General features: G+C 66.2%; 21 protein-coding genes and 1 pseudogene. 10 read left to right on the forward strand and 12 right to left on the reverse strand.

The features are described from left to right. Window positions 1–213: 213 nt before the first annotated feature. Both VSR34_RS25185 and VSR34_RS25190 read right to left on the reverse strand, forming a co-directional pair. Window positions 214–1,413, reverse strand: a complete 1,200-nt coding sequence (locus tag VSR34_RS25185; protein WP_342963863.1) for a pyridoxal phosphate-dependent aminotransferase — start codon at window positions 1,411–1,413, stop codon at window positions 214–216. Between the two features lie 97 nt (window positions 1,414–1,510). Continuing rightward, window positions 1,511–2,413 (reverse strand): LysR substrate-binding domain-containing protein, encoded by a 903-nt coding sequence (locus VSR34_RS25190; RefSeq protein WP_342963864.1) that lies wholly within the window; start codon window positions 2,411–2,413, stop codon window positions 1,511–1,513. A 425-nt stretch (window positions 2,414–2,838) separates the two neighbouring features. Between VSR34_RS25190 and VSR34_RS25195 the strand changes: the two are divergent. After that, window positions 2,839–3,225, forward strand: a pseudogene (locus tag VSR34_RS25195) (transposase); the annotation flags it as partial. A 358-nt stretch (window positions 3,226–3,583) separates the two neighbouring features. After that, window positions 3,584–3,871 (forward strand): hypothetical protein, encoded by a 288-nt coding sequence (locus tag VSR34_RS25200; protein WP_155836858.1) that lies wholly within the window; start codon window positions 3,584–3,586, stop codon window positions 3,869–3,871. 277 nt (window positions 3,872–4,148) lie between these two features. On the opposite strand, the gene VSR34_RS25205 is transcribed toward VSR34_RS25200, so the two are convergent. Beyond that, window positions 4,149–4,463 carry a hypothetical protein gene (locus tag VSR34_RS25205; RefSeq protein WP_028212156.1) on the reverse strand — a complete coding sequence of 105 codons (315 nt, stop codon included), beginning with the start codon at window positions 4,461–4,463 and terminating at the stop codon, window positions 4,149–4,151. 307 nt (window positions 4,464–4,770) lie between these two features. Here VSR34_RS25205 and VSR34_RS25210 point away from each other — a divergent pair, with 307 nt between their 5' ends. The 3 genes from VSR34_RS25210 (at window position 4,771) to VSR34_RS25220 (ending at window position 6,406) form a co-directional block, all read left to right on the forward strand. Further along, the gene (locus tag VSR34_RS25210) at window positions 4,771–5,466 is read left to right on the forward strand and encodes a YdcF family protein (RefSeq protein WP_042290807.1); all 696 of its coding nucleotides are present in this window, start codon (window positions 4,771–4,773) and stop codon (window positions 5,464–5,466) included. 158 nt (window positions 5,467–5,624) lie between these two features. Next, window positions 5,625–5,861 carry a hypothetical protein gene (locus tag VSR34_RS25215; protein ID WP_342963865.1) on the forward strand — a complete coding sequence of 79 codons (237 nt, stop codon included), beginning with the start codon at window positions 5,625–5,627 and terminating at the stop codon, window positions 5,859–5,861. Window positions 5,862–6,145: 284 nt separating this feature from the next. After that, the gene (locus VSR34_RS25220) at window positions 6,146–6,406 is read left to right on the forward strand and encodes a hypothetical protein (protein ID WP_028212153.1); all 261 of its coding nucleotides are present in this window, start codon (window positions 6,146–6,148) and stop codon (window positions 6,404–6,406) included. Between the two features lie 401 nt (window positions 6,407–6,807). Here the strand turns inward: VSR34_RS25220 and arfB are convergent, their stop codons facing one another. Beyond that, window positions 6,808–7,212, reverse strand: a complete 405-nt coding sequence (gene arfB, locus VSR34_RS25225; protein ID WP_028230756.1) for an alternative ribosome rescue aminoacyl-tRNA hydrolase ArfB — start codon at window positions 7,210–7,212, stop codon at window positions 6,808–6,810. Between the two features lie 199 nt (window positions 7,213–7,411). On the opposite strand from arfB, the gene VSR34_RS25230 reads away from it, so the two are divergent. Together VSR34_RS25230 and VSR34_RS25235 are read left to right on the forward strand one after the other, a co-directional pair. Then, entirely contained in the window at window positions 7,412–8,089 is a 678-nt protein-coding gene (locus tag VSR34_RS25230; RefSeq protein WP_042290803.1) for a VC0807 family protein, read from the forward strand. A gap of 176 nt (window positions 8,090–8,265) precedes the next feature. Further along, window positions 8,266–10,827: an FUSC family membrane protein gene (locus VSR34_RS25235; RefSeq protein WP_028212151.1), complete on the forward strand. Its 2,562-nt coding sequence runs from the start codon at window positions 8,266–8,268 to the stop codon at window positions 10,825–10,827. A gap of 37 nt (window positions 10,828–10,864) precedes the next feature. Here the strand turns inward: VSR34_RS25235 and VSR34_RS25240 are convergent, their stop codons facing one another. The 7 genes from VSR34_RS25240 to VSR34_RS25270 form a co-directional block, all read right to left on the reverse strand. Then, window positions 10,865–11,062, reverse strand: coding sequence for a hypothetical protein (locus tag VSR34_RS25240; protein ID WP_342963866.1), 198 nt, complete (start codon window positions 11,060–11,062; stop codon window positions 10,865–10,867). An 87-nt stretch (window positions 11,063–11,149) separates the two neighbouring features. Beyond that, a complete protein-coding gene (locus VSR34_RS25245) occupies window positions 11,150–11,611 on the reverse strand; it encodes an Lrp/AsnC family transcriptional regulator (RefSeq protein ID WP_028212149.1) in 462 nt (153 codons plus the stop codon). 69 nt (window positions 11,612–11,680) lie between these two features. Beyond that, entirely contained in the window at window positions 11,681–14,095 is a 2,415-nt protein-coding gene (locus VSR34_RS25250; RefSeq protein WP_342963867.1) for a mechanosensitive ion channel domain-containing protein, read from the reverse strand. A 226-nt stretch (window positions 14,096–14,321) separates the two neighbouring features. Next, window positions 14,322–14,966: an NAD(P)H-binding protein gene (locus VSR34_RS25255; protein WP_342963868.1), complete on the reverse strand. Its 645-nt coding sequence runs from the start codon at window positions 14,964–14,966 to the stop codon at window positions 14,322–14,324. 143 nt (window positions 14,967–15,109) lie between these two features. Continuing rightward, window positions 15,110–15,565, reverse strand: a complete 456-nt coding sequence (locus VSR34_RS25260; protein WP_342963869.1) for an Rrf2 family transcriptional regulator — start codon at window positions 15,563–15,565, stop codon at window positions 15,110–15,112. A 148-nt stretch (window positions 15,566–15,713) separates the two neighbouring features. Next, on the reverse strand, window positions 15,714–16,184 hold the full coding sequence (locus tag VSR34_RS25265) for a hypothetical protein (RefSeq protein WP_051381393.1): 471 nt from the start codon (window positions 16,182–16,184) through the stop codon (window positions 15,714–15,716). A gap of 2 nt (window positions 16,185–16,186) precedes the next feature. Then, window positions 16,187–16,723, reverse strand: a complete 537-nt coding sequence (locus tag VSR34_RS25270) for a GNAT family N-acetyltransferase (RefSeq protein ID WP_342963870.1) — start codon at window positions 16,721–16,723, stop codon at window positions 16,187–16,189. 59 nt (window positions 16,724–16,782) lie between these two features. Here VSR34_RS25270 and VSR34_RS25275 point away from each other — a divergent pair, with 59 nt between their 5' ends. Further along, window positions 16,783–17,364, forward strand: coding sequence for a DJ-1/PfpI family protein (locus tag VSR34_RS25275; protein WP_028230760.1), 582 nt, complete (start codon window positions 16,783–16,785; stop codon window positions 17,362–17,364). A 121-nt stretch (window positions 17,365–17,485) separates the two neighbouring features. Then, window positions 17,486–17,815 carry a hypothetical protein gene (locus VSR34_RS25280; RefSeq protein ID WP_028212144.1) on the forward strand — a complete coding sequence of 110 codons (330 nt, stop codon included), beginning with the start codon at window positions 17,486–17,488 and terminating at the stop codon, window positions 17,813–17,815. A 97-nt stretch (window positions 17,816–17,912) separates the two neighbouring features. Here the strand turns inward: VSR34_RS25280 and VSR34_RS25285 are convergent, their stop codons facing one another. Next, entirely contained in the window at window positions 17,913–19,688 is a 1,776-nt protein-coding gene (locus tag VSR34_RS25285) for a sensor histidine kinase (protein WP_081716008.1), read from the reverse strand. A gap of 477 nt (window positions 19,689–20,165) precedes the next feature. On the opposite strand from VSR34_RS25285, the gene VSR34_RS25290 reads away from it, so the two are divergent. Then, entirely contained in the window at window positions 20,166–21,368 is a 1,203-nt protein-coding gene (locus VSR34_RS25290; RefSeq protein WP_028212143.1) for an ammonium transporter, read from the forward strand. Window positions 21,369–21,374: the final 6 nt, after the last annotated feature.

The following is a 21,374-nucleotide window of genomic DNA, read 5'->3' on the forward strand; positions in this document are numbered from 1 at the left end:
ACAGGCAAAGAGCCAGGCCCAGCCGGAGGGAGCCGCGAAATTCCCGTAAGGAATCGCTAGACTGAGCGCCATATTACGCAAAAACGCCGGGTGCGTAAAGACGCCTGCCCGCATGCGCGGCTACGCGCCGTCTGTCGTCGCACGGCGCCCGCGGGCATAGCCCTTCCATCCATGCGCGGCGCATCGGCGAGTGCACGGTGCGCTTGCCACGGCTCAATGCGCGCCGACCACCTCCAGGTAACGCGCGAGCCGTGCGACGCCCGCATCGAGCCGCGCCGGATCGCACGCATAACACCAGCGCACGAACCCTTCTCCCTGCGGCCCGAACGCGCTGCCCGGCGCCAGCCCGAGCCCCGCGTCCCGTACCAGCGCCTTGCACAGCTCGAGGCTTTTCTGCGCGCCCGGTAGCCGGAAGAAGAGATACATCGCGCCGTCTGGCGCCTTCACATCGACGCCCGGCAGCTTCGCGAGCGCCGCGGCGAGATGGTCGCGGGAGGCTCGCAAGTCGGTCACTAGCGCACGCGTGTACGGCTCGCCGCACTCGATCGCGGCGACGCCGGCCTGCTGCACGAACGAAGGCGCGCAGGAGGTGTTGTACTCGACCAGCTTGCCGAGGTCGTCTGTCAAGGTGCGCGGCACGACCATCCAGCCGAGCCGCCAGCCCGTCATGATCCAGGCCTTCGAAAACGAATTGACGCAGATTAGCCGCTCTTCGCGCGTGGCGATGTCGAGGAACGAGGGCGCGGCGCGCTCGCCCGCGTCGCCGTAGTAAAGGCGCTCATAGACTTCGTCGGCGACGATCCAGATGCCGTGGCGCCTGCAGTGTTCGAGCACCGCGCGTTGCTCGTCGCGCGTCATGACCCAACCGGTCGGGTTGTTCGGCGAGTTGATCATGACCAGACGCGTGTCGGGCGTGAGCGCGGCCAGCAGCCGGTCGAGATCGAGGGTCCAGCCGCGCTCGCCATAGCTGAGCGAGACAGTCTCGACCGTCGCGCCCAGGATTTTCGGAATCTCCACGAGATTCGGCCACAACGGCGTCACCGCCACCACGCGATCTCCGGGGTCCACCACCAGTTGCGCCGCCAGCATCAGCGCATTGACGCCGGCGCTCGTCACCGCGACGTTGTCCATCGGCGTCGCGCCGTGCAGCTCGCTCACGTAGCGCGCGAGCGACTCGCGCAGCGGGGCGATGCCGAGGTTGTGCGTATAGAAGGTATCGCCGCGCCCGAGCGCCCCGGCGGCAGCGTCGCGGATGAACGGCGGCGTCACGCGGTCGGACTCGCCGAACCAGAACGGCAGCACGTCGGGCACGCCGAACCCTGCGTTCGCCACTTCGCGGATCTGCGACGAGCGCAACGCACGCACCGCTTCGCGCGGGAGGGGGACGAGGGACGACAGGTCGGGATCGCGCATCGGAGTTCCTGGGTAACGCACAATGTGAGAAGACGTGCAGTGTAGCGCGCGCGCCGCGCAGCGAGGGCAAGCCACGCAAATGGCGCCGCGAGGGTGTTCAGCGCCGCGCGGCGGCCGGATCGGAAAGCTGCCGGATCAGCGACCACACCGCCTCGGCGGCTGGCGAGAGGGAGCGGTCGCGCCGCCGCACCAGCTCGACGGTGCGCTCGGCACGCGGCACGAGCGGCCTTGCGAGCAGCGACGCACCCGCCGGCACCGGCAGCGCTAGCCAGGGCAGCACGCTGATTCCCACGCCCGCCTCGACGAGCCCGAATACGGTGGCCGGATGCCCCAGCTCCTGCACCACGCGTACGCGCACACCGTGCTCACTCATCACGGCGTCGATAAGCGGACGGCTGCCCGAGGCGTAGTCCAGCATCACCAGTCGCTCGCCGTCCAGCTCCTTCCACGAAACCTCCTGGCTCAGCGCCAGCGCGTGGTCGCCGCGCACCACCACGCAGAACGAGTCCGTGGTCAAGCGTTCCGTTTCGAGATCGTCGGCAGTAAAGGGGCCGATAACGACGCCGAAGTCCACCTCCCCTGAGCGGATTTTGCGCACGACATCGGTCTGCACGTCGTCTCGTAACCCGAGCGTAACGTACGGAAACTGCCGGCCGCAGGCAGCCACGACCTGCGGCATCAGACGGCAGGCGACCGTGGGGCTCGCCGCCACGACCACGCGGCCGCGACGCTGCTCGCCTATCTCGCGAATTTCGCGCAAGGCGTCGTCGAGGTCGCTGAGCAGGCGCGGAATGCTTGCGATGAGATTCGCGCCGACATCGGTCAGTTGCACCTCGCGCGTGGTCCGGTCGACGAGCTTCACGCCGATTTCGGCTTCGAGCTCGCGAACACAGCGGCTCACCGCCGACTGAGTGAGCCCGATTTCATCCCCTGCCCGGCTAAAACTTTGCAGCCGCGCGACCTCGATGAACACCCGCAACTGCCGGAGGGTCACATTCATCCATTGACCTCATGAATCGTCCATTTTTATGCAATCTTATCCGGGATGCACACGGTTACACCTGGCGCGGCAGCGAAGACGCTTGTTCGCCGCAGTGCAGCAATGCGGCGCAACGCACGCAGGACGGGCCTCTTTGCACAAGATTGGTGATTCCACCGATTTTCTCGATAAGTGTTTTCGAGTCTTATACGCCCCTGGCAATCTCCCGCGCGGGCTTGGCGCGACGCGGCTTCAAGACGACAACGTACGTGCTGGCACGGTTTTCGCATTAAGGCACGCACAGGTTCGATGGACGTACCGGAAACAAGCAGTTCCGGGGCGATCCAGCCGGGCCCGCCTGGTACTCCGGCATCCGGCCGCGAGTCCATGAAGAGTGCGCAGCGCGGGGCAGCGCACCGGAGATAGCTTCGCTGAGGTGAAACATGATGCTGTTCGACGATTTGAGAGACAACGAATGGGCGCTGGTCGAGGCGTTGTTCTGTGCTGAACCGGCACGGAGCGAACGGCGCGGACGGCCTCGCGTCGAAGCGCGTGCAGTGGTCAACGCGGTGCTCTGGGTGCTTTCGACGGGTGAAGGCTGGTCCAAGCTGCCGGGACGCTACCCCTCGCCGCCGACGTGCCGCCGCCGCTTCGACGAGTGGCAGGCAGACGGCACGCTTGCGGAGATCGTCAAGCGACTGAGCTCGAACGGGCGCGAAATTTCGCTGCGCGGCCGTATCGGCGCAACGGCGACCAAGCCGCCCGCACCGCCCAGCCGCGACCGCCTGCGCGGCGCGTTCTGGACCAACCCGGAATCCTGGCGCGCACCGGTCAAGATGGCCTGAGCCACGTTCCATTTGCTTCACGCCGGGCGCCTCTTGCGCCCGGCGCGTTTTTTGCCCGCCTCGTGGCTCTTTCTCGGGCTCATTCCGAGACCCTTCCTCGCCCACCACTGACGCCGCCTTTCGCCGCGCCCAGTGACCCACCGGGCTTTCCGGGATACCCGTCTGCACGCGCCGTATATCTGCGCCCATCGAGACCGGGCGCCCCGGCACCGCTGCACCCGTAACAAAAACGGTCGGCGCAGTGCGATACATCTCTTTACGAATATTTACAGCATGCTTTCGCCCGCGACGCTAGCGTGGAAGCTACTCTATCAACGTCAAGAAATTGGATTGACGGGAACCCACCATGAAATCCATGAAGCTGCACATTCGGCGCGTCATGGTTTCGCTATCCGCCCTTGGCCTCTTGGCGCCTGCGGCGTCGTTCGTGTCGTTGAGCGCCGCGGCCCAGCAGTCGCACGAACCCACCCCTGCATGGTCGATGTCTCGCACCGGCACCCGGGCGCTGCCGCCCGCTGCACCCGACTCGCATGCTGCCAACCCGGCAGTCCCGCGCGGGGACCTGCGCGGCGACATTGCCAGCAATGCCCGCCGCAGTGCGCCGCCGCGGCAGGAGCCGGCGCAGCATCGCTGAACAGGCTGAGCGAAGTCATCGGGGGATGGTGGAACCGGCACAGGATCGCGGGCAAAGATCGCGGATAGAAGATGGACGGTTCGCTGATGACCCGCGCGAGGCGCGCCATATTCAGCGGACCACTGAGCTGCGGCTCAGCATATACCCTGCCCTGGGGAACCACCGCGCCTCACGTGCGGTCTACTCTTACGCCATCAAGCACAGCGTGGCAGCAGTAATTCCGGTAAGCCCGTATCTTTCGATGCGGGCTTTTTTTTGCGATTGATAAACGGAGGAGTTACTGGCTGGCCTCGAGGCCGGATTGGGGCACGCGTTCCGCGACATAGTCGGCCACGCGATGCGCGCTCCATTGCATCGTGCGCTCGTCGCGCGCGAGCCGCGCGAACTCAGCGCGGCCCCGATCGGTCAGCACCGCGATGTCGACGGGCGCATGAAAGCCCGGCGCCGGCGCGACGGTGCGCTGCCGGACGATGTCCATCATGCCGAGATCGCGCAAATACTGGAACACTTCAGGACGACGCGCCCACGGAACCTGCCGATACTGCACGCGCCGTAGCGCTTCGAGTACTGCCTCGTTGGAATACGTGGTCATGTCACTTCTTTCTTAAAATGCAGTCCTGCGATCGTTGTGCCTCGCATGAGCCGGCATCGGCCCCATACCGACGTGAACGCCGAAGCCTGTCCCGGCAGCTCACGGGCCCATCCGCGCGCCGTGCGGCGGCAGGGACTGCAGGTTATCCGGGCCCCCGTGAAAGCGGATTCGCCGCCTCCTGCGCGGCCAACACCACGCCACGCTCGCAGCGCACAGGTCGGTCGGACGCACATTTTCCCGAAAACAATACGTTACCTCATCCAAATTGATTCTAATCGTTTTGTTTGCGCTATTCATTGCGCTGGCCGTGGCGTGGCGAAACGCGCGCTGGCGCGTCGCAGCCAGCGCCGCCCTCCTGTTCTGGCTGCTCGCGGCAGGCTGGTTGTCCGGGGTACTTCTCGATCTGGCCCAGCCCCGGATATATCGCACTCCGTACGATCAGGCGACAGTCGGCCCCGTGAGCTTCGGCCCGCGCACCGCCATCGTCATGCTGGGCGGGGGCACGCAAGTTCGAAACGGCCGACTGGTTCCCGAGCGCGACGTCTATGCACGCATCGCGCTCGCCGCCGACCTGCACGCGCGGTGCGTGAGAGCGGGTGGCGTGTGCCGCGTAATCGTGAGCGGCGGCAATCCTCAGCATCACGCGAGCGCCGAAGCGGACAACTACGCGCCCTACCTGCTGCGCTCGGGGGTGCCGAGCGCCGATCTCGTGCTCGAAAACCGGAGCCTCACGACCTTTCAGAATGCGCGCAATGTCGCTCCCATCGTCCGGGCCTGGAACGGGGAAACGCTCCTGCTCGTGACGTCGTCCTACCAGATGCGCCGCGCAATGCTCGATTTCCAGCACTTCGGCATGAACCCGCTGCCCGCGGTATCCGATGTGCGCAGCGTGGAGCGTGGCCTGCTCCCACGCCCGGCCAATCTCAAGAGCGCCGAAACCGCACTGCACGAATTGATCGGGATTGCCCAGTTTTATGTCTATCGGATGATTGGCTGGTTCTAGCTGACCGCTACGCGAGCTGACGTGTAACCAGATGTAACTCCCGCGTGAACGATTTGCACGATGTCATCTGGAGCGAGTATTTGGTCGTTAGAATGAGGTGTCCATCCTGCTTGGACAGGTACCGGCTGGGTCCATAAACCGCTCCTTCGGAGGTAGAGATGAAAAAAACGTCCCTCGCAGTCCTGATTTCGTTTTCCGCATTGGCTGGCGGCGCCTACGCCCAGTCGGACACCGGCGTCACGATGAGCACCGATCAGGCCAAGGCCGACGACGTCCTGCAACGCGCGCAAGCCCTGCAGCAGCAGCAGGCGGCCCAGCCCGCGCAACCGGCGGAGCCGACGATGCATCACAAGTCGGGGCATCCGCATCACAAGAAGCCCGCCCAATCCCAATAAGGAAGGTGTCGCGCCGCACAGCTGCGCTGTCCAGGCCGGGCCGCGCAGAGAAGGCGGCACCGCACCAGTGCGCCCTTCCGGCCATGAAGCCGATGCCGGCCGTGCCGCCATCGGCTTTTTGTTGTCCGTGCCCTGCTGGAGCCGGCCACGCGTCGCGGGCATCGCGAGGTCGCGCCGGCTGCGCTCCCGCGCGGTATGCTAAAGTCGCGCCCTCGAAAAAAACGCCCGGTCGATATACCCCCGGCGAGATCCCACCCCTTGTGCGCCACGCGCGGAGAACCACAATGAGCAACATCCAGCTCGACATCGAATGGACCGAAGCGGCCTCACGCAAAATCGAAAAGTTGATGCCGCGCGGCGGCAACCAGGACGCGTATCTGGCGCTGCCCCCCATCGAATGCCTGCCGATGGAGGGCGATGTGCTGTTCCTCGGCCCTGCCGGCAAGCAGCAACCGTTCATCGTCGCGGAACGTCAATACCATCACGAAGGCGATGCTGACTGGACCATCATCCTGATTCTCGACGTTCCCAATACGGCGCACTGAGCGGCGCACCGGGCGCGGACTGAGCGGCGCACCGAGCGCCAACTCCGCGCCAAGTCGGCGCACCAGGCCCGCCGCCACGCGGGGGCCTGCGAAGGATGAAGCCGGCGCCGCTTCGCCCCTTTGCGATTGTTCCAGACAAACTTCCAGACAAACGGCCCTCCGCAGCATTCCCGGCTATCGGTTCAACGGGGCTTCCCCCAGGCACGAGCCTTCTCGCCGCTCTCTAGTCAGTCCGCACGCTTTCCATCAGAACACGGGCCACGCGAGCGCCTGTCCCACGAGCCAGGCTAGCGCTGGGACGACCGGCGCGCCGCTTGCGAAGTTCTGCTGGCCACATTTCGGCCTGTCGGACCAGCCACCGTTGACGGCCGCACCTCGCCGGCCGCACGCTAGCGGCCTCCCTATTCCAGAACGCGCCGCCGCGCGACCTTCAGTTCGCCTTGACGCGCTTTCGCATCGAGCCGGCGCAGCTTCGAAGCTCGGCTGGGACGCGTCGCCACGCGCGCCTTGCGCGTCACGCTCACGCTGTCGATGAGTTCCTCCAGACGCGCGAGCGCCGCCACCCGGTTCTGGTCCTGGGTGCGGTATTCCTGTGACTTGATGACCACGACGCCGTCCCTCGAAATCCGCCGGTCCGACAGCGCGAGCAGGCGCATCTTGAGCACTTCGGGCAGCGACGAGGCGCGGATGTCGAAGCGCAGATGAATCGCGCTCGATACCTTGTTCACGTTCTGGCCGCCCGCTCCCTGTGCGCGAACGGCTACCAGTTCGATTTCCTGCAAGGGGATGGGGGCACGTGCAGTCATGGGCGAATAGTGAAAAACAAGCCGCTTCGGGTGAGGCCAGCCACGCGGCAGTGTCGCACAGGACGGCGCAAGCGGCGAACCGGATCACCGGGGGCAAGCATAATGCCCACGCCCGTTGTGGCAGCCGGTTTGCGGCTGCGCGGCGCTTGCACCATACTTACGGCATTGCCTTCGGTGAACCTTCAGGAACACGCGTCCCATGAAGCTGCGTCCAGCCTTCGTCGCCGAACTGGCGGTCAACCTGCTCCTTCCCTGGGTCGCCTACCGTCTCGCCGAGCCGCACTGGGGCGAAGTCGGCGGCCTCGTTGCCTCGGCCGTGCCGCCGCTTGCCTGGAGCATCGTCGAGCTGGTGCGCTTTCGGCGCGTCGATGCGCTCTCGTCCGTCATCCTGCTCGGCATCCTGCTCTCGCTCCTCGCCGTGGCGTTCGGCGGCAGCCCGCGCGTGCTGTTGATGCGCGAGTGCCTCGCCTCGGGGGCGATCGGCGTCGCGTTCCTGCTTTCGCTGCTGGCGAAGCGCCCACTCGTGTTTTATCTCACGCGCGCCACCGTCGCGCGGGAAACACGCGAGGGCGTCGCACGGCTCGAGCAGCTCTGGAACGACAACGCGAGCTTTGCCGCGGCGATGCGCCTGCTCACCTTCGTCTGGGGCATGGGGCTGTGTCTCGACTCGGCGCTGCGCACTTATCTGGCAGCCACCTGGCCGGTCGAGCGCTTTCTCGTCGTTTCGCCGATCATCGGCTATGGTGTGTTCGGCGGTCTCATGGCCTGGACCTTCTGGTATCGCACGCGCATGCGGCGCATCCAGGGCACGCATGGCCTGCTCGGCGATACGGCGGCCAACGCGAGCCCGAACGCAACCACGCTCAGTGTGGATTGAGGCGCCAGGCTCAACCCGCCTCTGAGCCGCTTGCGCGCCTTTGTGCCCGGTTCATTGCGCGAGATCCGGCGGCGCGCAACCCGGCAGGCACCGACGGTCAGATCGTGCCCGAAATCAGTTAGACTCAGCGGCACAGTCCGCGGCGTACCGTCCGCTTTCGAACTTCCCGGCAGTCGATGCGCTACTCCGTAGAAATCAGGAAATTCCTATATAGCCAGTACTTTTACGGCGGCCTGCGCATCGCGATCGGCATCTCGCTTCCCGCCGTGCTGTCCCTGTTCGTCTTTCATCAGAGCGAGCTCGGCTTCACCATCTCGACCGGCGCGCTCGGCGCCTGCGTGGTCGACATGCCGGGGCCGCTCAAGTACAAGCGCAACGAGATGCTCGCGTGCAGCGTAATCGGGTTTCTCTCCGCTTACGCCACGGGCCTCGCCACGTTCAGCCCGATCGCATTGTGGTCCACGGTCGTGCCGCTCACCTTCGTGCTTTCGCTGATCGTGGTTTACGGCAACCGCTGGCCGCAAATCAGCTTCGCCACCCTCTTCATGATGGTGATGACGCTCGAAGAGCACTTCACGCCGCACCTCGCGCTCGTCAATGCGTTGTGGATCCTGCTGGGCGGCCTCTGGTACACGGTGTGGTCCACCTTTATTAGCCACCTGATGCTGGATCGCATCGAGCAACAGGCGCTCGCCGAAAGCGTGTTCGCCTGTGCCGATTATCTGCTCGCGCGCGCCCAGTTCTTCGACCTCGACAATGACCTCGACGAGTGCTATCGCAACCTCGTCGCCAAACAGATCGCGGCCGTCGAGCGCCAGGACGCGGCGCGCGACATCGTGCTGCGCAATCTGCCCAGGCTCAGGGCCGGCAAGATCGATGCGCGGCGCGCGATGCACTTCAATCTCTTCATCAACACGGTCGATCTGCACGAGCTGTTCGTGGGCGCGCACACCGACTACCCGCTCGTGCGCAACACCTTCGGCGGATCGGACCTGCTCGTGTTCTATCGTGACCTGATCCGCAAGGCCGCCGCCGATCTCGAAGACATCGGACTCGCGGTGCTGCAGAACGAGCCGCCGCGCGCAAGCGTGAACGTAAAGGCGGAGCTGCGCGCCATCGAATACGAGCTCGACCTGTTGAAGAAGCGCGATCTGGCCGCCACCGACCCGGAAGCCTACGCGGCGATCTCGGCCTCGTTCCGCCGCATCTGGAGCGCGACGCGCCTGATCGACCGTATGCGCCGCAGCCTCGCGAGCGAAGTGCCGACGACCGAAACCGAACTGCGCATCGACGAGGCGCTCACACGCTTCGTGACGAACCGCCGCGTGTCCTGGCTGCAGATCTTCTCGAATCTCACGATGGCTTCGCCCAGCTTTCGCCACGCGCTTCGCGTGACGATCGCCGTGGCCGTCGGCTTTTGGCTCGGGCGGCTCCTGCCGCTCACCAACGCCTACTGGATCGTGATGACGAGCATCATCATCCTGAAGCCTGGCTACTCGCTCACGCGCCAGCGCAACGCGCAGCGTATCGTCGGCACGCTGATCGGGTGCATCGCGAGCATTGCGCTGATCCTGCTCGTGAAGCAGCCGCTCGTGCTGCTCGTCTCGATGTTCGCGGCCATGGTGATGAGCTACAGCCTGCTGCTTTTCAACTACACGGCGAGCGTAGTGTTCACGTCGGCCTACGTCCTCCTGATGTTCCACCTGCTCGCGCCGGGCAGCATGCGGATCATCGGCGAGCGCGCGATCGACACGATGGTGGGCTGCATGATCGCCATCGCCACGAGCCATCTGTTCCCGTACTGGGAATACCGGCTGATGGGCAAGCTCGTGCACGACATGATTGCCGCGACGCGCAGCTATCTCGAGGCGAGCTGGTGGTGGAGCGGTCGCACCGCCGCGCCCCAGCCGGCGTTTGCGGGAACCTACCCAGGGGATGCAACGGAGGCCGACGTCAGCGCCTTCGCAAGCGCGAACGCGTCGCCCGTGGCAGGCTCCGCAGCGAACGCGAGCGACATGGCGAACCGATTGGCGACCAGCGTGGAAAGCGCGATGGCGAGTGCCTCGGCAAGCGCCGCCAGCGTGATTGGCGAACCCATCGCCGTCGCGACTGCTACGCTCGATGGCTCGCCAACGGTGGGTGCCGCCGGCTCGCCGGTTGCCGCGGTGGGCACAAAAGTGGGCACGAAAGCCGCCGCACAGGCCGCTCAGTCAAACGCAGGCGCCGCAGCTGCCGCGCCGTCGCTCGCGCGCGATTTTCGCTATCGGCTCGCGCGAAAGAACGTGCACGTGGCGTTTGCGAATCTCGGCCAGGCGTTCCAGCGCATGATGCTCGAACCGAAGGCCGCGCAGAAGTTCGTGCCCGAGCTCAACGACCTGCTCGTGCGCAGCCACGTGCTCGCTTCCCAGATCACGGCCATTGCGCCGCCGCTTCGCAGCCTGTCGCGGCCCGACCAGCCGGAACTCAAGCTCGACGCGCTCGAGCGCGCCCTTTCCTGCGTGCGCGAGAACCTCGTCGCGGCGGAAGCGGGCATCGCATCACCCGCCGATCAAACGGAGATCACAAAGCAGCTCACGCGCGAACTCGATGCGATGGTGGTGGAAGCCGAGCGCACGCTCGGCGCCTCAGCGGATCTTCCGCAGGAACTCAAGCTGCTCGCACACCAGTGCAAGCAGATGATCGCCGCGTCGTGGCTCATCCGCAAAGACGCGAGCATCATCCGGCTACCTGAAGAATAAGGAATCCAGCGTGCGGCGCGAGCCCGGCGTCAGGGCATCACTGCGCCGAGCCGCCCTGCGAGGCGGCCGTGCTCGCGATCGCCTTGGCACTGGCCGCGCCCGCGCCGCTGGTCTCATCGTATTCGCGCTTGCTCTTCAGCGCGTTGAACAGCACGGCGCCGATCACGAACAGCACCACCGCCACGATGAAAACGGCAACGCCAACGGTCGGGTTCTTCTTGCGCGGTGGGTTCATCGGTCGTGCCCAGCCTCGAAGCGGGTGTGAGGAACGGGCATTCTACTTCGCCATCCTTTACAGGCGGCCTGCACCGCGAGCGTTGCGCTATGCGCCGCTGCGCACCGGCAGCGCGGTCGAATACTTGATCTGCTCCATCGCGAAGCTGGAACTCACATCGAACAACGGCACCGCGCGAATGAGCTGCTTGTAGACCCGGTCGAAATCGTCGATGTCGGACACCACGACACGCAAGAGGTAATCGGTCTCCCCGCTCATGCGGTAGGCCTCGACGATCTCGGGAATGTCCTGCACCGCGCGCGTGAAGGTCTGCGCCCACGCCTCGGTGTGCTGGTTCGTGCGCACGGCGACGAACACCGTCGTTCCCACACCCAGTTTGCGCGGATCGCACAGCGCGACCTGCGCGCGGATCACACCGGTTTCCTTCAGGCGCTGCACGCGCTTCCAGCAAGGCGTTTGCGAGAGATTGACCCGCTGCGCCAATTCGGCGACCGGCATGGTGGCGTCCTGCTGCAACAGCTCCACCAGCTTTCTATCGATGAGATCCATTTATGCGCTCCCCGAAGCATAGAAATTTATTCTACACGACCGGGAGACCGCAGAAGGAAGACCGGGCATTCAGCCGCGGCTGTGCGCCGTGGGAATCTGCGGCGGCGCGCCTTCCGGGCCGGCGGTGGGGGGCGGCGCGGGCCGCGGCTCATGCGACGCATCGCGCACGTCGGCGCCGCCCACCCGTTCGTGCGGCGTATGCGCATGGCCATGCATCGCGCGCCCGTCCGCGTCGTGCGCGTGCCCGGCTTCGCCGCCGCGCGACGACATGTGGAGCTGCATCTGCGGCACGGGCATGTCGATGCCGGCTTCGTCCATGTGGCGCTTGAGCCGCGCATTGAAGGCGCGCGCCACGCTCCACTGCTGCAGCGGGCGCGTCTTGATCTGTCCTTTGACCACCATCCAGTTCGGATCGAAACGGTCGAGTCCCCAGACTTCCACGGGCCCGAGTATTTCGCGGCGATAGCGGAAATCAGCCACCAGCTCGGCCCCCGTTTCACGAATGATGCGGGTGACCGTATCGAGATCGACCGAGAACGGCACGCGCACCTCGAACACGGCAAAAGCGAAATCGCGTGAGAGGTTCTTCACGATCTTGATCTGCGAGAACGGAATGGCGTGGATCGCGCCCTGCCCGTCGCGCAGCCGCACGGTGCGGATCGACAGATGCTCGACCGTGCCCGCGTGACCGTTGTCGATATCGATCCAGTCACCGACCGAGATCGTCTCCTCGATGATGATGAAAAGGCCCGTGATGAGGTCGGCGACGAGCGACTGCGCGCCAAAGCCGATGGCGAGGCCGATCACGCCGGCGCCCGCCAGCAGCGGCGTGACGTTGATGCCGAGATTCGCGGCGGTGGCAATGCCGGTGATCGTGAGGATCGATACGAGCACGGCATTGCGCACCAGCGGCAGCATGGTGCGCGCGCGCGTGCTCGGCGCGCGGCCCTTCGCACGCGGGCCGCTCGGATTGAGCGCCTCGAGTATCGCGGTGTCCAGCAGGATCCAGACGAGCCACGCGAGGAACACGGTCGTCACGATCGCGAAAAGGGCGTGCGCGATGCCGCGGGCGGCGACGCTCGCTTCGATGATCGCCGCGAGCGAAATATCCCAGAGTCGCGCGCACGATTCGAAATACGCAAGCCAGATGAACACCACGAGCAGCGTGCCGGCGAAGCGCAGCAGCCGCCGCAGATACGGCGAGCGCCGGCGCACGCGAGCCGGAGCCGGACGCGTGATGCGGAAAACGACCGCCGAGAGGAAGAACGCGAGCACGAGCAGCAGCGCCGTCACCACAGAAATCTGCAGCACGTCGTCGCGAGCGCCGATGCCGCCGAACGTGGCGACGATCGAGGCGGCGGCGAGCAGCAGCATGGGCAGTTGCCAGAGCGAGGCGAGCACGTCGAGCACTTCGGTCCACGCCTTGTGGCCGTGTCTGAGCGTGTAGCTGCGGTTGCGGATCAGATGCGCGACCGGCCGCCGGAAGCCAATGGCGAATGCGGCTGTGAGCACGGCAGCCACCATGTTCGCCGCGGTGCTCACCAGGGCGGCCAGGTTCACGCCCAGCTGTTGCGCGACTTCGAAATTGGTCGCGGCGTCGCCGAGCGCGGCGAGCACGCCGATCGCGAAGAGGAGCCGGCGCGAGCGCGCGATCAGCACGCGCACGGCCGCGCGACGGTGCCCCGCGCCGAACAGCGAAAACATGATGAGGCAGATCGACGAGAACACCGCGCCCGCGACGATCGCATAGGCGATCACGAGGGCGAGCGTGCGCCCGAGCGCCTCGGGCATTGCGCGTTCGACCACCAGCGCGCCCACGAACGCCACGATCCATGGCGCCGCGCGATGCACGACAAAGATTATGAGATCGATGGTGCGCGGGTCGGGCCGCAGACCCGTTTCGACATCGAAGCGCCTGAGCAGACGCCGCTCGAGCCAGCGCAGCACCGCCGCGCACGCGCCCCAGCCGGCGAGCATCGCGAACAGATCGAAAACGATGCGGCCGGGGCTTTCCCCCTCCCTGCCGGCGGCGATGAGATAGAGCTCGTTGCCGGCCGCCCTGAAGCGCCCGGCCCAGTAGTGAAGCGGGCTGCGGCCGCGGCGCGCGTCGGCCTCGACCGAAGCGAGGCCCGAGGCAATCGCGCCAAGCAGCCCCGAGTTCCCTGCCACGCCCGAAGCGGGTGCGGGCGCCGCTTTGTCCGACGCGCTGCGCAGTTTTTTGAGTTGATTCACGAGTGCCGTACGCTGGCGCTCGTTGTCGAGCGTGGAGATGACGCTGTCGAGCGAACGCGTGAACTCGGCCTGGCTGGCCGGCGACGGCGCCGAAGCCGCCTCGGCCGCCGAGGCGCCCGAGGCGGTGGCCGGCGCGCCGGTAATAATGCTTTTGAGCACCGGCAGCACGGGCGCGGGCGCGCCTTGTGCGGCCGCCGGTAGCGGCGCGGCAAGATAAATGGCAAGCGAGGCCAGGAGTATCAGTGCGCGCATCAGCAGGCGCGCCTGCGCGGCGCGGGAAAGTGGTGCACGATCCGCCGCACCGAAGCGCATGCGCGACGGCCCGGCGCCCGCGCCATCGCGTCCGATGCAGCAATTCATGGCGGAGGGGCAAAAAAAGGACGTTCCAGTTTAGCCGCACTCCGCCTGCGCGCGCCTCGCGCGTGCGTAACAGTTTGTCAGCGAGTTTGTCAGTGGAATTGCCGCCGCCCCCTCCCGCTCAATAAGCGACCGTTGCGATCTGACGAATGAAGCGCCCCTGCTCGAGCTCGTCGACGAAGGCAATCGCGTAATCCTCGGCTGAAATGCGGCTCTCGCCCTTCGCATCGGCGATCAGCGCGCCGGCGCCGGTGCGGAATGCGCCCTTGCGTTCACCGGGTGCAATGATCGCTGCCGGCGCAAAGAACGTCCAGTCGATGTCGGTGACGGTGCGGTAGTAGCCGAGCGCCTCGCGGTGCGCGAGCGCGATCGCCTTGTAGGCGTCGGGGAAGCCGTCGGCATCGACGAGCTGCTTGCCAGGCGCGACTTCCAGCGAGCCCGCGCCACCCACCACCACGAGGCGCTTGAGCCCCGCCGCGCGCACGCCTTCCACGAGTGCGCGGCTCGCGGCCAGCAGATCGCCGAGGTTCGCCCCGGGCGGAGCGTAGGCGCTCGCAACCACGTCATGGCCGCGCACTGCGGCGCCGACGCTCGCCGCGTCGAGCACATCGGCCTTCGCGGCGTGGATGTTCGGTTCCGCTGCGACGCGCTCCGGCTGGCGCACCAGCGCGCTCACCTGGTGCCCGCGGCGTGCCGCTTCGGCGGCAATGCGCGAACCGACCATGCCGGTTGCGCCAAAGAGTGCGATTTTCAGTGACTTGCTCATGAATTGACTCCTGTTGTCCGTGTTGAGGCCATCAAATTGTAACCATAATAGTTACATTTTAGGGTCGAAAAAACGGGGCTCTGCCCCGGGGATGCATGTTGCATACGTCGTCCGCAACACGTCTTTTTTGGCGCGCTTGCGGCTCACGCACGCCGCGCTCGCGTTCGTTCAAGCCTGCGCTCGCTGCGCACCATGTCGTCGACCACGTCCGCGAGCGTGCGCGTGGCAAGCGACGCCTCCATCGCGCGCTGCGCGTCGTCGATCACGCCGCGCAGCGTCTGCTGGATATGCCGCCCGACCATGCAGTCCGGATTCGGCTCCTCGCGGTGCATGGCGAACAACTGCGCATCGTCTACCGCGCGGTAGACGTCGAGCAGCGTGATCGCCTGCGGCTCGCGCGCCAGCAGCGCGCCGCCGCCCGCCCCCAGTTGCGACGCCGTGAGACCCGCGCTGGCGAGCATCGACAACAACCGGCGGATCAGCGCGGGATTCGTGTTCACACTGCCCGCAATGATCTCCGACGACAGCGGCACACCCTCCTGCTGCGAGAGCAACGCGAGCACGTGAACGGCGAACGCAAAACGGCTACTCGTATTCACGGCGAACCTGCCACGTCTGAACGGCGCGAATGTCCCAAAGCCAGCGCGCCAAAAAGTGTAATCATCTTAATTACATTAATTCGCGACGTCAACCCGCGGGGACTGGCAAGCCCACCTGGGACATCCGCCAGCGCGCCTCGGCTTCGCGTCACTGAGATGCATCCGATGCCGGCTGTGGCGCCGATGCGGCCGCTGTGGCGTTGCTCGCCCACCGCTGCAGCGAATGCCCCGCGCTCGTCAAGCCCGTGCCGGTGGCCGCGGCGGCTTGCCCGAGCAACGCATGCGCCGCGCTCGCCGCGCCACGCAACTGCGCTTGCGCCGACGAAGCCAGCTCGGCCGTGGACGCGCTCGCCGCCACGCCTTGCGAGGCCACCGAATCGAGTTTCTGTTGCGCCGCGCCGAGCTGCTGGTTCACATAGCTCGCCGCCTTGTCGAGCGATTGCGCGGCCTGCTGCGCGGCCTGTTTGGCGGCATCCTGCGTGGCCTGCTTCATGGCGTCGGCAGACTGCTTGCTCAAGTCGGGCGCGGACGCATCGTGCTTGTTGCAGCCCGCCGCGAGCGCCGCGCAGACGATCAAGGGTGCAAGCGCGAGCCGTTGTGGGGAAACCTTCGAAACCATGGTCATCCTGAGAAGTTCGCCGCGTGAAGCGGCTTGCATAGATGAAAACGCGGCAATGATACGCCGTCGCGCCATACCCGTTCTGACGAAATCAGCGAAAAGCCCGCGCGTTCGAAAACGGGCCGCGACAGCGCGCTCGCGTCGGCGCTCAGCACGCTCGAGCGCGCCGCGCGCGCAAGCGCTTCGAGCCGCGCGAGCAACGCCGTCGCGAGGCCGCGGCGCGACCACGCCGGCGCCACGTAGAGCATCTCGACGTGATCGAGCGGAAAGAGCTGCCCGAACGCGACAGCCTCGGCACCGCATTGCGCGACGATCGTCGCGCCGCGGGCGAGCCGCGCGTCGAAATCCGCGAGATCCTCGGCGGCCGCGGCCCAGGCCGCGCGCTGCGCCGTATCGTAGTGCGAGGCAGCGAGCAGGGTCACGGACGCGCGAAACAGGGCGGCCAGCGCAGCCGCGTCGCGGCCCGGCGCGTAGCGCCGCAAGTCGATGGATGCCCGCGCGTCGCCCGCACAGGCATGCTTTGCAAAATCGTCAAACATGTTGGAGTAGACTGCGTTGACGCACGATCCGTTCCACCGTCCACTCCCGGAGACACCCGATGGCCGTCAAGAAGATCCTGTTCCTCACCGGCGATTTCGCCGAAGACTATGAAACGATGGTGCCCTTCCAGGCGCTGCAGGCCGTCGGCCATCGCGTCGACGCCGTGTGCCCCGGCAAGAAGGCCGGCGAGCGCGTGAAAACTGCGATCCACGACTTCGAAGGCGATCAGACCTATACCGAAAAGCCCGGCCACCAGTTCGCACTCAACGCGACCTTCGACGAAATCGACGTTGCCAGCTACGACGCGCTCGCCATCGCCGGAGGCCGCGCCCCCGAATACCTGCGCCTCAATCCCAAGGTCATCGATCTGGTGCGTCACTTCGCAGAGGCGAACAAGCCCATTGCGGCCATTTGCCATGCCGCGCAACTGCTTGCTGCGGCCGAGGTGATACGTGGCAAGCGCATCTCCGCCTATCCGGCCTGCGCGCCCGAGGTGCGGCTTGCGGGCGGCGAATACGCCGACATCGCGATCGACAGCGCCGTGACCGATGCGCCGTTCGTCACGGCGCCCGCGTGGCCCGCCCATCCCGAGTGGCTGCGGCAATTCCTCGCGCTGCTCGGTACGCGCATCGAACCGTGAGCGAACGCGTGCGCCTGTCTTGCACGAGGCACCGCGCGCGGAGTTGTCGATTCGGAATGGTCTGATTTCAATGCACTCCGCCGCTGGCCAGAATAACGGCCAGTTATGCGGAGTGCGTGTCGTGAATCTAACTGACTGGCTAGTGATACTCGCGATCGCCTTGGCGGCGATCCTCTTTTTCTGCTCGCGCGGCAGGCGCAAAGGCAGTTTGACCGACCGCACGCGCCATGCACACGGCACGCGCCTTCTCCTCCAGGCAGCGTTTGCGTTGTGGGCCGCGCTGGTCATGCTCGATCGCAGCTTCGTCACGCCGCTCGGCGTGGCGTTCGGTCACGCCGTCAGCGCTCACACGATGCTGGCCACCGCGCTGGCGCTCGCGGCCATGGGCGGCATCTGGTCGTTTCGCGCAAGCCGCCTGCTCAAGCCACGGCGCATTTTCGGCGCTTGCTGAACGCGAATCACGCGCGCCTTGCGACGCTTGTTCACCGGGGGGCTTGCCACGCTGCGGCGGTCGCGATCCGCAGCAAACGCGCGAGGACGCTCATCGATCAAGCGCCGGTGGGTGGTCTCAAGGGCGTCGCAGGCAGCGTCCGCCGATCGTTTCGAACACTGCCTTTCCCTCCGCCCGCTCCTTCGCTCGAGCCAGATCCAGCCAACCCGCCCGTCGCCCCTTGCGGGCGCTCCGCGCGCTCCAGCGCGCTGATGATCTGTTCCGCGTCGCCGGGCAACGGCGGCGCGGACGCAAGCGCGTCGGGCAGCGATAGATAGAACGTCGTGCCCTCGCCTTCCGTCGATTCCACCCATACGCGTCCGCCGTGCCGCTCCACCACACGGCGCACGAGCGCGAGCCCGATGCCCTCGCCCGGCGCCACGTTGCCGTGCATGCGCTGGAACGCCTGAAAGAGCCGCGGCAAGCCCACCTCGGGAATGCCGAGCCCGTTATCGCGCACATAGAAGATCTGTAGCGACTCGACGCCGGGCGGCGCGCTCGCCGTGCCGATCTCGACGCGGCCGTCGCGCGCCGGGTCGAGATAGTTGAGCGCGTTGCCGATCAGGTTCGCAAACACCTGCTCGAGCGCAGTCGGGTCACCCCATACGTCGGGCAGCGGATGCACGTTCACCTGCGCGCCGCGCGCGCGGATCGAGCCGTGCATGGCGTCGACCACACGCTGCACCAGTTCCTGCACGCTCACGCGCTGGCGCTGGTACTCCACGCGCCCCACGCGTGCGAGCCGCAAAAGCGCGTCGATGATGTGCGATGCGCGCAACACCGCCGTCTGCAGATAGCGCAGCGCTTCGCCGATGTCCTCGTCGATGGTCCGCTCGATACGGTCGCGCGCCTCGGGGCCGAGCGAAGAACTCGCGAGGCGCTCGCGCAGGTCGTCGCAAGCGTGTTCGAGCTCGCGCGAAAAGCCCTGGAGGTTCACGAGCGGCGCGCGCAAATCGTGCGATACGCCGTGGATGAACATCTCGTTTTCCTGGGTCTGCTGACGCAGCGTTTCGTTGATGCGCGCGAGCTGGTCGGCACGCCGCGCGAGGTCGGCCTGAAACCCGAGGCGCAGCCTCTCCGCTTCGATCAGGCGCTGACTGATCTGGTGCAGCGTCAGATCGAGTTCGGCGATCTCGTCGTTGCCCGCCGTGAGCGGCGCGAGCGGCTCGTTCGCGGCAAGCCGGTTCGCATTGTCGGAAAGCGTATCGAGCCGCCCGCGCACACCGCGCGTGAACACCCAGACGGACAGCGCGACCAGCAAGATCGAGCCGATCACGGCGGTCATCGCGAGGGTTTGCTGCTGGGCGCGCGCGGCTTCGGCCGCTGAAACACGCATCACGTCGAGGCGGCGTTCTTCGGTCTGGAACGAAACGATCTGCGCGCGCACGCGGTCCAGGACGTCCGCGGCCATGAGCGCGCGAAAGCGATCGGCGAGATCGGCGCGGCGGCCCGATCGCAGCAGATCCTGCACACGGTCGGACCACTGGCGATAATTCTGCACGGCGTGGCGCATCTGCCCAGCGCGCTCGACCTGCGAGGGGTTGTCGGAAACGAGATCGACGAGGCTGTCGATGCGCCGATCGACGTCCATCCACAGGGAAACGGGCGTGGCGTAGGTGGTGTCGTTGGCGGCCACGGCGCCGCGCAGCTTGACGGACTCCACCAGCACCGGCTCCAGCACGCGCGAAGCCTGGGCGAGCACGGCCTGGCTGTGCTGGCCCCAGCGCTCGGCGTCGGCGGCGTCAGCCTGTGCCTTCACAATGGCCGACAGCAAGCTCAATTCGAAGACGGCGGGAATCGCGATCAGCAGAAGGCCTTTGGTCGTGAGGCGCATTGCGTGGCGGGTACGGGGCGACCGGACGCGCGTAAGGTGAGGGTCCGGCCATTATGTCGGCGTTTGCGCCCCATGTGCGTCCGCTTCGCGAAACCCGGCGCCATGCGTGGAATTCGCGCCACGTCGCTGGACGAAAACACGCGCGGACTTTGTCCGGCAATACGCCGCGCAAATATTTCGATCACCCAACAACTCGCTGATTCAGAAAGCAAAATCGAATTTATCGCCCTGTCCTGGAGCGCGGTTTCACCATAGTTGCGCGCAACGCACGCAGGGCGCCACGCTGTGGTGCACGGGATTTGGAACGCCGACATGCCGTTCACCGGCTCAGTGCTTCAGAGTGTCCGCCCGTTTCCCGCTTCGGTGCAAGGCCGCACCGGTTTAACCGTCGTACCGCACTGTGTTCACCAATTTGGCGCCGAAGCTGGCCCATATCTTGCTGACAATGCGCCCATTTTGGGCAAATTGGGCAAGCAGATGGACACTCTCAAAACCGGCACCGATACGCTGTTTCTGCTGCTAGGCGCCGCCATGGTGCTCGCGATGCATGCGGGGTTCGCGTTTCTCGAACTCGGCACCGTGCGCAAGAAGAACCAGGTCAACGCACTCGTGAAGATCCTCGTCGACTTCTCCATTTCGACGATCGCCTACTTCTTCATCGGCTATACGCTCGCCTACGGCGTGCAGTTCTTCTCGCATGCCGACGTGCTCGCCGAGCACAACGGCTATCAACTCGTGCGCTTCTTCTTCCTGCTCACCTTCGCGGCGGCGATTCCGGCCATCGTGTCGGGGGGCATTGCGGAGCGCTCGAAGTTCAATCCGCAACTCTTCGCGACCTTCGTGATCGTCGGTTTCATCTATCCGTTTTTCGAGGGCATGGTGTGGAACAACCGCCTCGGTTTCGAAGACGCCATGACGCACGTCTTCGGCGTGCCGTTCCATGACTTCGCGGGCTCCGTGGTCGTGCACGCGTTCGGCGGCTGGATCGCGCTGCCCGCGGTGCTGCTGCTCGGGCCGCGCCACGGCCGCTACACGCGCGACGGGCGCATCGCCGCGCATCCGCCTTCGAACATTCCATTTCTCGCGCTCGGCGCGTGGGTGCTCGCGGTGGGCTGGTTCGGCTTCAACGTGATGAGCGCCCAGACCATCGACAAGATTAGCGGCCTCGTTGCCGTCAATTCGCTGATGGCGATGGTGGGCGGCACGCTCGCCGCCTGGTTCGCGGGCCGCAACGATCCTGGCTTCACGTACAACGGGCCGCTCGCGGGCCTCGTGGCCGTGTGCGCGGGCTCGGACATCATGCATCCGCTCGGCGCGCTCGTGACGGGCGCCGTGGCCGGCGCGCTGTTCGTCTACATGTTCACCTGCGTGCAGAACCGCTGGCGCATCGACGACGTGCTCGGCGTGTGGCCGCTGCACGGCCTGTGCGGCGCGTGGGGCGGCATTGCCGCTGGCATCTTCGGCGCGCGCTGGCTCGGCGGCATCGGCGGCGTTTCGCTCGGCGCGCAGATCGTCGGCACGATTGCGGGCATCGTGATCGCCTTCCTGGGAGGACTCGTGGTCTACGGCGTCCTGCGCAAGTTCGTTGGACTGCGCGTGGATCGCGAGCAGGAATTCAACGGCACCGACCTCTCGATCCACAAGATCACGGCCACGCCGGAACGCGAAACGGTTGCCTGACCCCGC

The organism is Paraburkholderia sp. JHI2823 (genome assembly GCF_038900695.1).
Lineage (GTDB): Bacteria > Pseudomonadota > Gammaproteobacteria > Burkholderiales > Burkholderiaceae > Paraburkholderia > Paraburkholderia mimosarum.

Bases quoted from the DNA above. Each gene is read 5' to 3' on its own strand.
- VSR34_RS25185 (WP_342963863.1), bottom strand. From the start codon at position 1,413: ATGCGCGATCCCGACCTGTCGTCCCTCGTCCCCCTCCCGCGCGAAGCG.
- VSR34_RS25190 (WP_342963864.1), bottom strand. From the start codon at position 2,413: ATGAATGTGACCCTCCGGCAGTTGCGGGTGTTCATCGAGGTCGCGCGG.
- VSR34_RS25200 (WP_155836858.1), top strand. From the start codon at position 3,584: ATGAAATCCATGAAGCTGCACATTCGGCGCGTCATGGTTTCGCTATCC.
- VSR34_RS25205 (WP_028212156.1), bottom strand. From the start codon at position 4,463: ATGACCACGTATTCCAACGAGGCAGTACTCGAAGCGCTACGGCGCGTG.
- VSR34_RS25215 (WP_342963865.1), top strand. From the start codon at position 5,625: ATGAAAAAAACGTCCCTCGCAGTCCTGATTTCGTTTTCCGCATTGGCT.
- VSR34_RS25220 (WP_028212153.1), top strand. From the start codon at position 6,146: ATGAGCAACATCCAGCTCGACATCGAATGGACCGAAGCGGCCTCACGC.
- arfB (WP_028230756.1), bottom strand. From the start codon at position 7,212: ATGACTGCACGTGCCCCCATCCCCTTGCAGGAAATCGAACTGGTAGCC.
- VSR34_RS25230 (WP_042290803.1), top strand. From the start codon at position 7,412: ATGAAGCTGCGTCCAGCCTTCGTCGCCGAACTGGCGGTCAACCTGCTC.
- VSR34_RS25235 (WP_028212151.1), top strand. From the start codon at position 8,266: ATGCGCTACTCCGTAGAAATCAGGAAATTCCTATATAGCCAGTACTTT.
- VSR34_RS25240 (WP_342963866.1), bottom strand. From the start codon at position 11,062: ATGAACCCACCGCGCAAGAAGAACCCGACCGTTGGCGTTGCCGTTTTC.
- VSR34_RS25245 (WP_028212149.1), bottom strand. From the start codon at position 11,611: ATGGATCTCATCGATAGAAAGCTGGTGGAGCTGTTGCAGCAGGACGCC.
- VSR34_RS25250 (WP_342963867.1), bottom strand. From the start codon at position 14,095: ATGCGCGCACTGATACTCCTGGCCTCGCTTGCCATTTATCTTGCCGCG.
- VSR34_RS25255 (WP_342963868.1), bottom strand. From the start codon at position 14,966: ATGAGCAAGTCACTGAAAATCGCACTCTTTGGCGCAACCGGCATGGTC.
- VSR34_RS25265 (WP_051381393.1), bottom strand. From the start codon at position 16,184: ATGGTTTCGAAGGTTTCCCCACAACGGCTCGCGCTTGCACCCTTGATC.
- VSR34_RS25270 (WP_342963870.1), bottom strand. From the start codon at position 16,723: ATGTTTGACGATTTTGCAAAGCATGCCTGTGCGGGCGACGCGCGGGCA.
- VSR34_RS25275 (WP_028230760.1), top strand. From the start codon at position 16,783: ATGGCCGTCAAGAAGATCCTGTTCCTCACCGGCGATTTCGCCGAAGAC.
- VSR34_RS25285 (WP_081716008.1), bottom strand. From the start codon at position 19,688: ATGCGCCTCACGACCAAAGGCCTTCTGCTGATCGCGATTCCCGCCGTC.
- VSR34_RS25290 (WP_028212143.1), top strand. From the start codon at position 20,166: ATGGACACTCTCAAAACCGGCACCGATACGCTGTTTCTGCTGCTAGGC.